Source organism: Acinetobacter sp. YH12132 (assembly GCF_013418645.1).
Classification (GTDB): Bacteria; Pseudomonadota; Gammaproteobacteria; order Pseudomonadales; family Moraxellaceae; genus Acinetobacter; species Acinetobacter indicus.
Window position 1 is genome coordinate 293373 of sequence record NZ_VPBR01000003.1, and the last position, 15308, is coordinate 308680.

General features: G+C 47.7%; 11 protein-coding genes, 2 tRNA genes and 1 pseudogene. 6 read left to right on the forward strand and 8 right to left on the reverse strand.

Annotated elements, in window-relative coordinates; genetic code table 11:
* Positions 1-64: 64 nt before the first annotated feature.
* From mraY to FTU67_RS05395, 7 genes and pseudogenes are all read right to left on the reverse strand, one after another.
* Positions 65-1183: a phospho-N-acetylmuramoyl-pentapeptide-transferase gene (gene mraY, locus FTU67_RS05365; protein WP_005180530.1), complete on the reverse strand. Its 1119-nt coding sequence runs from the start codon at positions 1181-1183 to the stop codon at positions 65-67.
* The gene (murF, locus tag FTU67_RS05370) at positions 1184-2593 is read right to left on the reverse strand and encodes a UDP-N-acetylmuramoyl-tripeptide--D-alanyl-D-alanine ligase (RefSeq protein ID WP_180061502.1); all 1410 of its coding nucleotides are present in this window, start codon (positions 2591-2593) and stop codon (positions 1184-1186) included.
* Positions 2594-2605: 12 nt separating this feature from the next.
* Positions 2606-4099: a UDP-N-acetylmuramoyl-L-alanyl-D-glutamate--2,6-diaminopimelate ligase gene (locus FTU67_RS05375; protein WP_180061503.1), complete on the reverse strand. Its 1494-nt coding sequence runs from the start codon at positions 4097-4099 to the stop codon at positions 2606-2608.
* Between the two features lie 3 nt (positions 4100-4102).
* Positions 4103-5934, reverse strand: a pseudogene (gene ftsI, locus FTU67_RS05380) (penicillin-binding protein PBP3).
* Between the two features lie 12 nt (positions 5935-5946).
* Positions 5947-6279, reverse strand: coding sequence for a cell division protein FtsL (gene ftsL / locus FTU67_RS05385; protein WP_180061504.1), 333 nt, complete (start codon positions 6277-6279; stop codon positions 5947-5949).
* An 11-nt stretch (positions 6280-6290) separates the two neighbouring features.
* Positions 6291-7202 carry a 16S rRNA (cytosine(1402)-N(4))-methyltransferase RsmH gene (gene rsmH, locus FTU67_RS05390; RefSeq protein WP_005180541.1) on the reverse strand — a complete coding sequence of 304 codons (912 nt, stop codon included), beginning with the start codon at positions 7200-7202 and terminating at the stop codon, positions 6291-6293.
* Positions 7203-7388: 186 nt separating this feature from the next.
* Positions 7389-8408: a sulfate ABC transporter substrate-binding protein gene (locus FTU67_RS05395; protein WP_005180543.1), complete on the reverse strand. Its 1020-nt coding sequence runs from the start codon at positions 8406-8408 to the stop codon at positions 7389-7391.
* A gap of 570 nt (positions 8409-8978) precedes the next feature.
* On the opposite strand from FTU67_RS05395, the gene FTU67_RS05400 reads away from it, so the two are divergent.
* From FTU67_RS05400 to FTU67_RS05420, 5 genes are all read left to right on the forward strand, one after another.
* The gene (locus FTU67_RS05400) at positions 8979-9290 is read left to right on the forward strand and encodes a hypothetical protein (RefSeq protein ID WP_005180544.1); all 312 of its coding nucleotides are present in this window, start codon (positions 8979-8981) and stop codon (positions 9288-9290) included.
* Positions 9291-9441: 151 nt separating this feature from the next.
* Complete coding sequence (gene gltX, locus FTU67_RS05405) at positions 9442-10950, forward strand: glutamate--tRNA ligase (protein WP_104500009.1); 1509 nt, start codon at positions 9442-9444, stop codon at positions 10948-10950.
* Positions 10951-11007: 57 nt separating this feature from the next.
* Positions 11008-11083, forward strand: a tRNA-Ala gene (locus FTU67_RS05410).
* Positions 11084-11111: 28 nt separating this feature from the next.
* A tRNA-Glu gene (locus FTU67_RS05415) sits at positions 11112-11187 on the forward strand.
* Positions 11188-11337: 150 nt separating this feature from the next.
* A complete protein-coding gene (locus FTU67_RS05420; protein ID WP_005180548.1) occupies positions 11338-11679 on the forward strand; it encodes a hypothetical protein in 342 nt (113 codons plus the stop codon).
* Between the two features lie 262 nt (positions 11680-11941).
* Here FTU67_RS05420 and ettA read toward each other — a convergent pair whose 3' ends face one another.
* A complete protein-coding gene (ettA, locus tag FTU67_RS05425) occupies positions 11942-13603 on the reverse strand; it encodes an energy-dependent translational throttle protein EttA (protein ID WP_005180550.1) in 1662 nt (553 codons plus the stop codon).
* A gap of 316 nt (positions 13604-13919) precedes the next feature.
* Between ettA and FTU67_RS05430 the strand changes: the two genes are divergently transcribed.
* Positions 13920-15197: an O-acetylhomoserine aminocarboxypropyltransferase/cysteine synthase family protein gene (locus FTU67_RS05430; protein WP_180061505.1), complete on the forward strand. Its 1278-nt coding sequence runs from the start codon at positions 13920-13922 to the stop codon at positions 15195-15197.
* The last annotated feature ends 111 nt before the right edge of the window (positions 15198-15308 follow it).

Consider the following 15308-nt stretch of genomic DNA (forward strand, 5'->3'; position numbering starts at 1 on the left):
TTTTTCTCCCAAGCTTGCTGCCATAAAAAAAGCCGGCAAGCGCCGACTTTTCAGTTCAATTTGCTTAGCGCAATTTTAAGGTCATTAAGCCTAAAACCACCAGCATAATTGTAATAATCCAGAAACGAATCACCACCTGGGTTTCACGCCAGCCTTTCTTTTCATAGTGATGATGCAGCGGCGCCATTAAGAACACGCGTTTATTACGCATCCGCAGTGAGCCGATTTGCAGGAAGACCGATATCGCCTCAACCACAAACACGCCACCCATAATCGCAAAGACGATTTCCTGACGCACCATCACCGCAATTGTGCCGAGCATCGCGCCTAACGATAAAGCACCGACATCACCCATAAAGACTTGCGCCGGATGCGCGTTGTACCAGAGGAAGGCCAGACCGGCACCAATCATGGCGGCACAGATCACCACCAGTTCAGAGGCGTATTTGACATAAGGAATATGCAGATAATCGGCAAAGCGCACATCACCGGCCAGATAGGCAAATACACCTAAACCGGCCGCAACCAGTACAATTGGCATGATCGCCAGACCATCCAGACCATCAGTCAGGTTCACCGCATTGGAAGCACCATTAATCACCAGATAGGTGAAAATAATAAAGCCAATACCCAGTGGAATCATGGATAACGGAATGCTGAAATCTTTAAAGAACGGAATTAAGACATCCAGCATATCGGCGGTTTGCGCCGGGTTCGGCTGCTGTGTGGCAATATAGTACAGCGCAATACCTGCGCCCAAAGAGGCCACCGAAGTCCAGAAGAACTTCTTGCGTGCCGGTAGTCCGGCATTGTCTTTATAGCGGATTTTAATCCAGTCATCGGCCCAGCCAACCGCACCGAAGATCACCATAACCGCCAGCACAATCCAGACATAGGGGTTGGAAAGATCGGCCCAGAGCAGGGTCGAAATCCCAATCGACAGTAAAATCAGCACACCGCCCATGGTCGGGGTACCCATTTTTTTCGCATGCCCTTCTGGCGCAAACGAGCTGACTGCCTGACCGTATTTTAATGCCTGTAACTTACGAATCATCACAGGTCCAAGCAAAAGACCAATCCCGAGCGCTGTCAGGACACTCAGCAATGAACGTAATGTTAAATAACGAACCACCTGAAACGAGCTGTGATAGCCCGCAAGCTGTTCAAACAACCATAACAGCATTTAAAGTTTCTCCATCAATGCAGTCATCAACGTTTCCATATGGGTATAACGAGAACCTTTGAACAGGAAACTCATGGACTGAGGTTGATGTGTTTCGACTAGACTAATTAAAAATGGCAAGGCCTGTTCCTGATTCAAAAAGGCCTGGAGTTTTTTGCCGTATTGGGTACTGCGTGCCCCTTCCTGGCTGGCCGGAGCAAACTCGCCCACCGCCACCACAAAGTTCAGGCCTTTGAGCGACACCAGATCTCGGCCGAGCTTATAATGCTCAATTGCCGCCGATGCACCCAGCTCGCCAATATCACCGATGACCATGACCCGAATCCCCTCCTGCTGCGCCAGCACTTCACCGGCCGCCCGCATTGAGGTCGGGTTGGCATTATAGGTATCATCAATCAACAGATGCGCACCGTGCTGAATAAAATTCAGACGACCTTTGGCACCTTGGGCCTGTTCCAGTCCGACAACAATATCATCCAGACCAATGCCAATCGCCAGCGCAAACGCCGCTGCGGCTGTAGCATTCTGGATATTATGTTCACCAGCAAACGGTAAATCGACTGCACGCACGCCTTGCGGGGTATGCAACTGGAAACGGGCCGATTGGGGTTGGAGTTGAATGTCGGTGGCAAACACATCACCGCCATTACCAAAGCTGAGGCACTGTTCAGTGCGAACCGCCTGACGGATCGAGTCAGCAAAATCATCTGCGGCCGGTACAATCGAACATCCATCTGCCACAATATGCACATAAATTTCAGATTTGGCCCGGCAGATGCCGTCACGACCACCAAACTCGCCCAGATGTGCGGTGCCGATATTAATGATCCCGGCTACCTGTGGCTGTACCAGCTGTGAGGTATAATCAATTTCACCCTGATGGCTGGCCCCAAGCTCCATCACCGCATATTGATGTTCCGGACGCAGCTCCAGCAACATCATCGGTACGCCTAAATCATTATTCAGGTTACCGCGGGTAATTAAGGTCGGCGCCAGACGCGATAAAATACTGCCCAGCATTTCCTTGGTGGTGGTCTTACCGCTGCTACCGGTCAAGGCAATTACTTTCAGATCGGGATATTGAGCACGACGATAAGCACCCAAATGACCCAGTGCCAAGCGGGTATCCGGCACCACCAACTGAAAAATATCGGCATCGACCGGCTGGCTGACAAGCGCCACCTGACAGCCGCTGGCTGCCACCTGTGCCACAAAATCGTGGGCATCAAAACGCTCACCTTTCAGTGCTAGAAAAGCATCGCCGGCTTCGGCATGACGGGAGTCAGTTAAAATCCGCTTAATTTCAGTGCTTGGTGCGCGATCATTTAGCCAATAACCCTGGGTGGCTTGTTGTAACTGTGCTGCACTCCACGGCGTTAGGACCGCAGTACTGGTGGTTGAAGTATGCATAAGAATTCCTGATTAGGCGGGATAAGCAGAGCTGGTAGCATGATGCTGGGCATCAATTGCAGCCTGTACTTCAACGACATCATCAAACCAGTGTCGCACCCCATCAATTTCCTGATAATTTTCGTGACCTTTACCGGCAATCACCACGATATCGCCCGGCTGGGCCTGCTTCACCGCAAACTTGATCGCTTCACGACGATCACGGATTTCATGATAGCTGTGGCCGCTAAAATCAATGCCCTGCTGCATGTCAGCAAAAATCTGGTCAGGCGATTCAGTCCGTGGATTGTCCGAAGTGAGCAAGGCGATATCGGCCTGCTCTAGCGCGGCTTGGGTCATTAACGGACGTTTGCCGCGATCACGATCGCCGCCACAGCCAAAGACAGCCCAGAGCTGCTGCGATACATGCCGTTTCAGGGTAATTAACACCTGTTTCAAGGCATCTGGTGTATGCGCATAATCGACCACAAACAGACGTTCGCCATCACGAATCACCTGCATCCGTCCCGGTGCACCTTGCAGCTGTGGCGCGCTGGCAATTAAATCCGACAAGTCAAATCCGGCCTGCTCAACGGCAATCAGACTGGCCACCAGATTTTCCACATTAAAATGGCCCAGTAACGGACTGTGTACACGATAACGCTGCTGGGCGCTGATCAGTTCAAACTGCGCACCAGCCAGACTGTATTCGATATTCTGCACCTGATAATCCGCCGCTTGCGTGGTGGAATAAGTCAGGATTTTTGGTTGTGCCGGATTCTGACGCGCGGCGGTCAGCATAACTTCAGCAAAGGCATCATCCAGGTTAATGACCGCCACTTTTAAGCTGGCAAAACGGAACAGCGCGGCTTTGGCTTCAGCATAGGCCTCCAGCGTACCATGATAATCCAGATGGTCACGGCTTAAGTTGCTGTACACGGCAATTTCAATGCTACAGCCATTTAAACGACCCTGTTCCAGTCCGTGTGAACTGGCTTCAATTGCCGCAAATTCAGCGCCTTGCTGGGCATAGCTGTGCAGGGCCTGCTGGAGCTGTAAGGCATCTAGCGTGGTATGCGAAGAGGCTTCCAGATTCGGCAAAATGCCATTGCCGGTGGTGCCCATCACCGCACACGGTTTGCGCTGTAACATCAGCAGTTCTGCCATCAGACGGGCGATGGTGGTTTTGCCATTGGTACCGGTAACCGCCAGAATACGTGCAGCCTGCAGCGGCTGCGTGGCATGCAGATACTGTTTTTGCCACTGCCCCATTAAGTGACGTACCTCCGGTACGATCAGCTGATTCGGCAGACCCAAATCGGTTTCTGCAATCACCGCCAACGCGCCACGTGCCAACGCTGCTTCGGCAAACTGGACGGTTTTTTCAGGCTGCGAAAAACTGGTCAGGGCAATAAAAATTTGCCCTGCTGTAACTTTGCGGCTGTCTAAGCTGAAGCCTGCAAAGGGTTGTGACCTCCATCCAGCAACATGCTCAACGGTGTAAAGATCTTGAAATGTAATGGACATTCATCACCTATTTACTGGATTTGTGCTGTATCTAAAGGTTTATCTAAAGGTACATTCATTAAACGTAAGGATTCCTGCATCACCCGTGCAAACACTGGCGCAGCGACCAGACCGCCATAGTATTGACCGGTCGGGTTTTCTACCACCACAAACATGGCCAGACGCGGGTCACTGACCGGTGCAATTCCGGCAAACAGGGCGCGGTATTCATTTTGCGAATAGCCTTTGCGGTCGGCACGCAATTTATGTGCGGTACCGGTTTTACCGGCAACACGATAACCCGGAATATTGGCCTGACGCGCCGTACCGCCCGGTAAAGTCACCGCTTCCATCATCAGCAGAACCTGCTCGGCAATTTTCGGGTCAAGAATCTGCTCGCCCTGCACTTCGCCTTCCAACTTATACAGACTCAGCGGCAGTTTTTTGCCCTGATTGGCAATCATGGCATAGGCATCGACCAGTTGCAGCACGGTCGCATTCAGACCATAACCATAGGACATGGTTGCCACTTCAGAGACATTCCACTTGCTTGGCGGTAAAATCAGGCCGGCACTTTCACCCGGGAATTTCACAGCCGAACGCTGGCCAAAGCCCAAGCGTTTATAGAAGGTGGGCAAGGTTGGATAGGGCAAAGACAGGGCAATTTTCGCCACGCCGACGTTAGACGATTTCTGGATAATGCCAGCCAGGGTCAAATTGCCATAATTGCGGGTATCACGGATGGTATGGTTACCAACACGCATCGAACCACCCCCTAAATTGACCACAGTATTGGCCGAATATTTACCACTTTCCAGCGCCATGGCCACGGTAAATGGCTTCATGGTCGAGCCCGGCTCAAAGGAATCGACTGCCCCGCGGTTACGCATGGCATCTTTGTTCTCCAGGCCCTTTTTGTCATTCGGGTTATACGATGGCCAGCTGGTCATGGCTAGAATTTCACCGGTTTTCACATCGACTGCAATGGCTGTGGCAGAACGGGCATTATTGGCCACGCCGGCAGCGGTCAGTTCACGATACATGATGTATTGCAGGCGCGAGTCGATACTTAAAGTGATATTTTCACCGTGCTCGACTTCTTTAATCACTTCCGGATCTTTAACCCGGTTACCACGTTTATCACGGATAATTTGCTGTTCGCCATCGACCCCAGCCAGACGGCTGTTCAGCTGCATTTCCAGACCTTCAATCCCGGTGCCTTCACTATTGGTCAGGCCAATAATCTGGGCATTCGGCTGTGGCTGCGGATAATAACGCTTATAGTTTTTCTCGGTATAGACACCCTGGAAGTTGCGCTTCAGGATCAGCTCCGCCTGCTGTGGCGGTACTTCTTTTTGCAGCACCAGATAACGCGAACGCGGACGCTCATGCATTTTCTGATGCAATTCCTGACGGTCCATGCCCACCGCATCGGCCAGTTCATCCAGATTCAGGTTTTTATTGGGCAGTTGACGCTTGAGTTTGCGGTTATTCGGGTCTTTGGCCAGCTCGGCCATGGTGTCGTCATACAGCTCTTTGGCCTCAAAATAATCACGCGGATCAATCACCACTTTCATGATGGGGGTACTAATCGCCAAAGGCACGCCATGCCGGTCGTAAATCACGCCGCGCATGGCTTTGAGTTTTTCAGTTCTTAGAATATTGGCATTGGCCTTATTCTGCAGAAAATCATGATTGATAATCTGCACATAAAAGGCCCGGCAGACCAGCGCCACAAAGACCAGCAGCACCGTTCCCCACATCAGGTAGAAGCGCCACATATCGACATTTAAACTGCTTTTTTGGGTAACAGACTGCTGTTTTTTACCTGTTTGCTTCTTACGCGAATTTACCATGTACAGCCAGCCCTATTGTTTCTGTTCTGAAGTCGTCGGCAATGAAATCACCACAGTTTGTGCGGTGGGTGGTGAATACATGCGTAACTGGGTTACGGCACGTGTCCCGATCTGGGCGGTGGCACCAAAGGTCTGCTGTTCAATCAGCAGACGGCCCCACTCGGCATTGAGATCATCGCGCTCACGCATAAAAGAACTGAGCTGACGATAATCATGTCGATATTCAAACACCTGAAAGACCACCATGAGCGCACTGATAAACACCAGGGCCAACAAAATCAAATAGATGACTATTTTTTTCAGTCGTGACTGTTCTGTATTGTTTTCAACTGCTTTGGTTTTCATTCTTCGCCTGTTCAAGCTAACTTTTCAGCCACACGCAGCCACGCACTACGTGAACGCGGATTGGCTTTGACTTCCTCTTCACTCGCACGGATACGAGCAATCTTTTTTAAACGGCGGGTATCTTGTTGTACTTGCGGCAGCCCCCAACCGGTATCTTCTGCCAAGCTTGATTCTTTTTGAATAAACTGTTTAATCAAACGGTCCTCTAAAGAGTGGAAGCTAATGACCGCCAGACGGCCTTCAGGCTTCAGCACTTCCACGGCCTGAGGCAAGAAAATATCAATATCTTCTAATTCTTTATTAATAGCAATACGAATGGCCTGAAATGTTCGCGTTGCCGGATGTTTATGCTTTTCCCATTTTGGATGGGCAGTTTTTACAATTTCGGCCAGCTGGCCGGTGGTTTCAATCAAACCGGCGTTTTTAATGGCTTTAGCTATACGGCGGCTATAACGTTCTTCGCCATATTTAAAAATAATATTGGCCAGTGCTTCTTCTTCAATCTGCAGCAGCCACTCTGCCGCGGTTTCACCTTGCGAGTTGTCCATACGCATATCCAGCGGGCCATCCTGCATAAAGCTAAAACCGCGTTCAGCCTGATCCAGCTGCGGAGAAGATACGCCCAGGTCGGCCATCACGCCATCGACCTGTTCAATACCACGTGCGGCCAGTTCCTGCTTTAAATCGGCAAAGCTGGCATGAATAATTTTAAACCGCGGATCTTGCTGTTCCAGTTCTGCTGCAACCGCTAAGGCTTGTGGGTCTTTATCAAAGGCATACACACGCGCATGTTCATCTAATTTGGACAGCAATAAACGGGTATGCCCGCCGCGACCAAAGGTGCCATCGACATAAATTCCTGTATTGCGTTCTGCCAGCAAGGCATCAACAGTTTCGTGGAGTAATACAGAAATATGCGACATAAGGATTCAATCAATACAGCCAAAATTTAACTGCACATTATTACCTTGTTTTGACAAAGCTCCAAACGACTTTTTGTACAGAAATATTACTTTTCATAGAGAAAACCGTTTTGTGATTTTGCCAAATATTCAAAAAGCCTCACAAGGAGGCTGTTTGAATTTATTTTTTAACCAGTATGCAGACAATTAACGTTTGCTGCTATAAATCTGGTCGAAGATGGCGCCGTTCGCAAAGTGGGTTTGCTGCGCTTTGGCCCAGCCACCAAATACTTCATCAATGGTGAAGGTTTTCAGTTTCGGGAACTGATGCGCATACTTGGCCAGTACCTTTTCATTGCGTGGACGATAGAAATGTTTGGCTGCCATTTCCTGTCCCAGCGGTGAATATAAATAGTTGATATAACCGGTTGCCAGCCACTTGTTGCCATTGCGCTCTACGGTACGGTCAACAATTGCCACTGAAGGCTCGGTTAAAATCGACATCGATGGATAAACAATATCAAACTTGTCTTTACCCAGTGTTTTCAGGGTCACCAGCGCTTCGTTTTCCCAGGTCAGCAGTACATCGCCAATGCCGCGTTCTGCGAAAGTGGTCATTGAGGCACGTGCTGCAGAGTCCATCACTTTAACGTTGTGATACATCTTGCTGACAAAATCTTTGGCTTTGGCTTCATTGCCGCCCGGCTGTTTCAATGCATAGCCCCATGCAGACAGGTATACCCAACGTGGCAGACCGCCGGTTTTCGGGTTTGGGGTAATAATCTGTACACCCGGTTTGGTTAAATCGGTCCAGTCTTTGATGTGCTTTGGATTGCCCTTACGCACCATAAATACGATAGTTGAGGTATATGGTGCCGAGTTATGCGGGAACTCTTTTTGCCAGCCCGGCTGGATCTGGCCCGATCTGACGATTTCTTCAATATCGTTGGCCAGTGCCAGAGTCACCACATCACCTTTCAGGCCATCGACCACTGAACGCGCCTGTTTGCCTGAACCGCCATGGGACTGCTTGAAATTCACGCTTAAACCGGTGCGTTTTTTCCAGTAATCACCAAATGAGGCATTAAATTCATCATAGAATTCGCGTGTTGCATCATAAGACACGTTTAAAAATTGACGATCTGCTGCCTGGGCAGAATTGACTGTTGCTGCAAGGCCGGTTGCCAGCAAAGCCGCTGAAAATAAAGCTTTAATTTGAGATTTCATGACAGCACAAATAGGTTATCTACATTAATGCTAACTATATGAAATAAAATCATAAATCGCAATTCAGAAAAATTTTTACTTTCGTTTTAAGATGGGCAATTTTTTCTTTTAATCATTTGTTTTTCTTTTAAAAAGCAGCATAACCGATGGGCCAAAATCAGGTTATAGCTTTTTATGGAATAGATATTCAAAAATATGAATAAACCCGGCTTTCAGACGCTTGGCAAACCGTGCTGATTTAAAGCAAGATTAAGATGAGATAGCCCGCGCTTGATCCATTCACCTAAATACCCAGTTACATATCAATAAAATGCGAAACTTGCATAATTATATATAAAAAAATATGATATAAGATAAGTTTTGTTGCTGATCTTCACTTTCTCTTCACAGTTATTTGCTAAAACATGTACTCAACAGCGAAATGTGAATAGAAGTAACCAGCAGCCTGACATTTTTTATATTTTTGTAAAAATTGTGATGCAGTTCTTACTTTTTACATTTTATGTGTGGTTATATAGTAGCCACAACGTAAAAAAATTAAATCCAAAACCAGTTTGGGGGAGTATCAGGATGAAACAGTCAGTCTATGTACTGTGTTTAAGTTTAGGATTGGGCCTGATGGCACAAACCAGCCATACGGCAGTGGTTAAAAATACCCATACTGCGGTGAAAATGACGCCAGCAAAACCTTCCCTCATTGAAAAAGCCCTGTTGCAGCAAAAAGAACAGTTAGGCACCACCAAAACAGACAAGCTGCAAGCCGATAATGACCTGAAAATGATGACGTCAATTAAAGCAGCGCCAACCCAGAATTTCTTTGCTTCACAAAACCAGCGTTTTAGCCGTTTTGTACAATCCTTCTTCAGCTCGAACCAGTCTTAATTAACCGGATTGAACTGAACCTGCGCGCGACTGACTCCCCCTCAAGCCGCGTGCTGTTGCAGCCTGATCATCGAATGCAGAATAAAGCATTAAGTGATCAGGCTTTTTCGTTATAATAGATTCCAATTTACATTCTGACTCATTACTGATTATGACTGTTCGTACCCGTATTGCTCCTTCTCCTACCGGTTTTCCGCATGTAGGCACTGCATATATTGCCTTGTTTAACCTGTGCTTTGCCAAACAGCATGGCGGCGAGTTTATTTTGCGTATTGAAGATACCGACCAGCTGCGCTCGACCCCTGAATCTGAACAAATGATTCTTGATTCTTTGCGCTGGTTAGGCCTGAACTGGTCAGAAGGTCCAGATGTGGGTGGCCCACATGCGCCATACCGTCAATCGGAGCGTATGGACATCTATAAACAGTATGCCCTGGAACTGGTTGAAAAAGGTCATGCCTTCTACTGCTTCGCGACTGCAGAAGAACTGGACCAGATGCGTGCTGAACAGCAAGCACGTGGCGAATCTCCACGTTATGACGGTCGCGGTTTACAGCTTTCTGCCGAAGAAGTTCAGCGTCGTCTGGCGGCAGGCGAACCACATGTAATCCGCATGAAAATTCCAACCGAAGGCATCTGCAAATTTAACGACATGCTGCGCGGTGAAGTGGAAATTCCTTGGGCGCAAGTCGACATGCAGATTCTGCTGAAAACTGATGGCCTGCCAACCTATCATTTAGCCAACGTGGTCGATGACCATTTAATGCAAATCACCCACGTCATTCGTGGTGAAGAATGGATTCCATCAGCACCAAAACATCAGTTGCTGTATCAATACTTTGGCTGGGATATGCCAGTACTGTGCCACATGCCGCTGCTGCGTAACCCGGACAAATCCAAACTGTCAAAACGCAAGAACCCGACTTCAATCAACTACTATAAAGACATTGGCGTACTGCCAGAAGCCTTGCTGAACTATTTGGGCCGCATGGGCTGGTCAATGCCAGACGAGCGTGAAAAATTCACCCTGGCAGAAATGATTGAACACTTTGACATCAACCGTGTGTCTTTGGGCGGTCCAATCTTTGATGTGGAAAAACTGAACTGGCTCAACGGTCAGTGGATTAAAGCCCTTTCTCCGGCTGAACTGCTGGATACCTTGTTAGCCTGGAAAGCTGATCGTGCCAAACTGGAAGAAATTGCTGCCGCGATTCAGCCACGTATCAACTTATTATCTGAAGCCGTGAACTGGTCTGCGCACTACTTCAACCATTTCCCGACACTTTCAAAAGAACAGTTTGAAAGTAAAAAACTGTCTGAAGAACAGGTTCGTCAAAGCTTGCAGTTTGCCATCTGGCGTCTGGAAAGTCTGTTCACCTGGAACAATGACACCGTGAGCCAGACCTTAATGGACCTGGCCGCACAAATGGAAATTAAACTGCGCGACTTTATGCCGGCATTCTTTATTGCCATTGCCGGTTCAACTGCCTCTACGCCAGTGATGCAGACCATGGTCACTATTGGTCCGGATTTAACTTTTGCCCGCCTGCGCCATGCGCTGGAAATTGTGGGCGGACCAAGCAAAAAAGAGCTAAAAGCTTGGGAAAAACTCAATGAAAGCTTAAAATTGCCGAAAAATGATGCAGTTGATGCAAGTTAATGCAGTTTTTTGTTGACGTGTGAGCATTATCTTCATAATATAGCGCTCACACAGACTGGGGCCATAGCTCAGTTGGTAGAGCGCTACAATGGCATTGTAGAGGTCAGCGGTTCGATCCCGCTTGGCTCCACCATGGTTTCATAATTGTGTTGCCTCAATAAGTCCCTATCGTCTAGAGGCCTAGGACATCGCCCTTTCACGGCGGTAACCGGGGTTCGAATCCCCGTAGGGACGCCATATTTAAGCTCACTTTTAAAGTGATCTGATAAAAAACCCAAGCATTATGACTTGGGTTTTTTATTGCCTGTTGTTTTATTTTGCTGTGCTTTTTTGCTTTCTGATGTATTCCGATTAAAATAAACCACAGATTAGAATTTTGGAGTTGTAATGCAATACCGTTGCCCGAAGTGTCAAAGCCCGAAAATCATGCCTGTTGCGCAAGCAGGCCAAGCAGCTCCACGTCCGGTGGTGCCAAAAAGCCTGGTATTTCTGATTCCAGCCATTTTTATTTTATTGCTGCTGGTGCTGATTAGTATTGCAATGTGGATTTTTGGTGATGGTGCGGGCACTACCCTGCAAACAGCAACCGTAATTGTCTTTGTGATCTGTTTAATTGCTGGCTTCATGTTCTATCGTGATTTGCCAGATTTTAAAATTTCAATGCAGGCTTTTATGCAAAACCAGAAGAAATGGAAATGCCGCGAATGCAACCATGAGTGGGAAATCTGATTTTTCTCATTGATTCAAACAAAGCTGCATCTGGCGTTGATCAGGATAGCTCCCAACGCCAGCCCATGATTATAAAAAGGTAAAAAATCATCTCCTTCAATGAAGTGCTAAAAGTATTGCACACTTCCTGCGATCGCTACACGCCTTCCTTCTATATCTATATAGCGCGACCAGGATAATACCCATCTCTTTATAGCTCTCTATTCAAACTGCATCAAAAAACCAGCCCGAAGGCTGGTTTTCTTTATATCCAAATTAGGAATTAACCACCAATTTTGCGATATTTCTGACGCTTGGTAATCAGGTCATCACCATCACGTTTACGACGGTATTCTTCGAACTCCGCATAGTTACCAGTGAAGAATTCAGGGGTTTCACCTTCGAATGACAAGATGTGCGTTGCAATACGGTCTAGGAACCAACGGTCATGCGAGATCACCATCACGGTACCCGGGAAGACCAGAATTGCATCTTCAAGCGCACGTAAAGTTTCGATGTCCAGGTCGTTTGACGGTTCATCGAGTAAGATGACGTTAGCGCCCATTTGCAGGATTTTTGCCAGTTGTAAACGGTTACGCTCACCACCTGACAATTGACCAACACGTTTTTGCTGATCTTGGCCTTTAAAGTTAAAGCGACCAATATAAGCACGTGACGCAATTTCGTATTCACCAATACGTAAGATGTCTAAACCGCCAGACACTTCTTCCCACACGGTTTTGTTGTCATCTAGCGTGTCACGAATCTGACCCACGTAAGCGACTTTAACCGATTCACCCAGTGTTACCGTACCGGTATCTGGCTGCTCTTCACCAGTCATCATACGAAACAGTGTGGTTTTACCTGCACCGTTCTCACCCACAATACCGACAATTGCTGCAGGTGGTACAGTGAAGGTTAAATCTTTATACAGGGTACGATCACCAAATGACTTGCTGATGCCTTCAACCTCAACCACCTTGTTACCCAAACGTGGACCAGGTGGAATGTAGATTTCAGAAGTTTCGTTACGCTGCTGGAATTCGCGTGAGTTCAGCTCTTCAAAACGCTCCATACGCGCTTTGTTTTTCTTTTGCTGACCTTTAGCATTTGAACGAACCCATTCAAGTTCTTTTTTCAATGCCTTCGCAAAAGATTCTTCCTGCTTCTGCTCTTGCTCTAAACGCGCGTTCTTTTGCTCTAACCAAGACGAATAGTTGCCTTGATATGGAATACCATGTCCGCGGTCAAGCTCCAGAATCCACTCGGCAACGTTATCAAGGAAGTAACGGTCGTGCGTAATCGCCACGATGGTGCCCGGGAAGTCTTTTAAGAAACGTTCTAACCAGGCTACAGATGAAGCATCTAAATGGTTCGTCGGTTCGTCCAGCAGCAGCATGTCTGGTTTAGACAATAGCAAACGGCACAGTGCCACACGACGGCGCTCACCACCTGAAAGCTTAGTCACATCTGCATCCCATGCTGGCAGGTTTAATGCCGCTGCGGCTTGCTCCAGCTGGTTATTCAGGTTGTGCGCATCCCAAGTCTGAATAATGGCTTCCAGCTTTTCCTGCTCTTTTGCAAGCGCATCAAAGTCTGCATCTTCAGCTGCATATTCAGCGAATACTTCGTCCAGACGCGCCAATGCATCAAGCGCTTCACGTACGCCATCTTCCACGTTACCACGAACGTCTTTGGTTGGATCGAGCGGTGGTTCTTGCTCAAGGTAGCCGATTTTAATTCCTGGCTGTGCACGTGCTTCACCAGAGAAATCTTTATCTACGCCCGCCATAATACGAAGCAAGGTCGATTTACCTGCACCGTTTAGACCAAGCACACCAATTTTTGCGCCTGGGAAAAATGATAAAGAGATGTCTTTTAAGATTTCGCGCTTCGGCGGAACCATCTTCGACACTCGGTTCATCGTATAAATATATTGGGCCACGTAGGACTCCTCAATAGAAAAACCAATTTCGGGGGCAAAACCGCCACCCCTACTCAAATGAGCGAAAAAATAATCGGCTATTATACCTGAAAGCCAGAAAAAGATAAGGGATCGGCCTCATCTTCCACGCTTTGTTACAACTCTTTAAAGTGCCCAAAATTCAGGCATACATTGCAGCCTTATCCGCCGTTGAAATTTTAAAATGAGGGCGTCTTTATGAAATTTAAAGATAATTATTGCAGATATTTCCCTCTTTATTTCATAAATAGACCTGCTACACTTGATCAAAATATAACTCACGCAAGATGAACGAAAAATGACGTATAAAGCTGAAACTTTGGCCATTCATGCTGGCTACACCCCTGAACCGACCACCAAAGCTGTGGCAGTACCCATTTACCAGACCACCTCTTATGCCTTTGACAATACCCAGCACGGTGCCGATCTGTTCGATTTAAAAGTACAAGGCAATATTTATACCCGTATCATGAACCCGACCACGGCAGTGCTGGAACAACGCGTGGCAGCGCTCGAAGGCGGGATTGGTGCGCTGGCACTGGCCTCGGGGATGGCGGCAATTACCTATACCATTCAGACTCTGGCCGAAGCCGGCGATAATATTGCATCAGTTTCAACCCTGTATGGCGGTACCTACAACCTGTTCGCACATACGTTGCCCAAACAGGGCGTCGAAGTCCGTTTCTTTGATTATCAGAACCCGGAAGCCTTACGCGAACTAATTGATGACAAAACCAAACTGGTTTTTGTGGAATCCATTGGTAATCCGCTCGGCAATATTATTGATTTAGAAGCCATCTCCCAAATTGCGCATGAATATGGCATTCCGGTGGTGGTGGATAACACGGTGGCCACACCGGTGCTGCAAAAATCCTTTGATTTTGGTGCCGATATTGTGGTGCATTCACTGACCAAATATATTGGCGGCCATGGCACTTCGATTGGTGGAATTATTGTCGATAGCGGTAAATTCCCGTGGGGTAAATATCCTGAACGTTTTAAATCTCTAAATACCCCTGACCCAAGCTATCACGGGGTGAATTATGTCGAAGCCTTGGGCGAAGCGGCCTTTATTGCCCGCGCCCGCGTGGTGCCGCTACGCAATACTGGTGCAGCGATTAGCCCACATAATGTTTTCCTGATTCTACAAGGACTGGAAACCTTAAGCCTGCGCATGGAACGTCATACCGAAAATGCCCAAAAAGTGGCGGAATATTTGCAGCAGCACCCTAAAGTGAAATGGGTCAATTACGCCGGTTTAAAAGATCATCCACAACATGCGCTGGCGCAAAAATATGTTAAAGGCAAACCGTCTGCGATTCTATCCTTTGGTGTGCAAGATGGCCGTGAAGGCGGCACCCGCTTTATTGATGCGCTGCAACTGTTTACCCGTTTAGTCAATATTGGCGATGCCAAGAGTCTGGCCTGCCACCCGGCTACAACAACGCATCGACAATTAAATGATAAAGAGCTGAAAGCGGCGGGGGTAAGTGAAGATATGGTGCGCCTGTCGATTGGCATTGAACATATTGATGATTTGATTGCTGATCTGGAGCAGGCACTGGCTAGCGTCTAATTATTGCAATTTCACGACAAACGGTCTGCTTTTGCGCTGCAATGGCAGACTTTTTGCTTTTTAAACATAGAAACAAGGACTTGCTTTGTCGAAAAATTTTAAGCAGAATTT

Coding starts and splice junctions, on each gene's coding strand:
- mraY (WP_005180530.1), bottom strand. CDS start 1,183: ATGCTGTTATGGTTGTTTGAACAGCTTGCGGGCTATCACAGCTCGTTT.
- murF (WP_180061502.1), bottom strand. CDS start 2,593: ATGCATACTTCAACCACCAGTACTGCGGTCCTAACGCCGTGGAGTGCA.
- FTU67_RS05375 (WP_180061503.1), bottom strand. CDS start 4,099: ATGTCCATTACATTTCAAGATCTTTACACCGTTGAGCATGTTGCTGGA.
- ftsL (WP_180061504.1), bottom strand. CDS start 6,279: ATGAAAACCAAAGCAGTTGAAAACAATACAGAACAGTCACGACTGAAA.
- rsmH (WP_005180541.1), bottom strand. CDS start 7,202: ATGTCGCATATTTCTGTATTACTCCACGAAACTGTTGATGCCTTGCTG.
- FTU67_RS05395 (WP_005180543.1), bottom strand. CDS start 8,408: ATGAAATCTCAAATTAAAGCTTTATTTTCAGCGGCTTTGCTGGCAACC.
- FTU67_RS05400 (WP_005180544.1), top strand. CDS start 8,979: ATGAAACAGTCAGTCTATGTACTGTGTTTAAGTTTAGGATTGGGCCTG.
- gltX (WP_104500009.1), top strand. CDS start 9,442: ATGACTGTTCGTACCCGTATTGCTCCTTCTCCTACCGGTTTTCCGCAT.
- FTU67_RS05420 (WP_005180548.1), top strand. CDS start 11,338: ATGCAATACCGTTGCCCGAAGTGTCAAAGCCCGAAAATCATGCCTGTT.
- FTU67_RS05430 (WP_180061505.1), top strand. CDS start 13,920: ATGACGTATAAAGCTGAAACTTTGGCCATTCATGCTGGCTACACCCCT.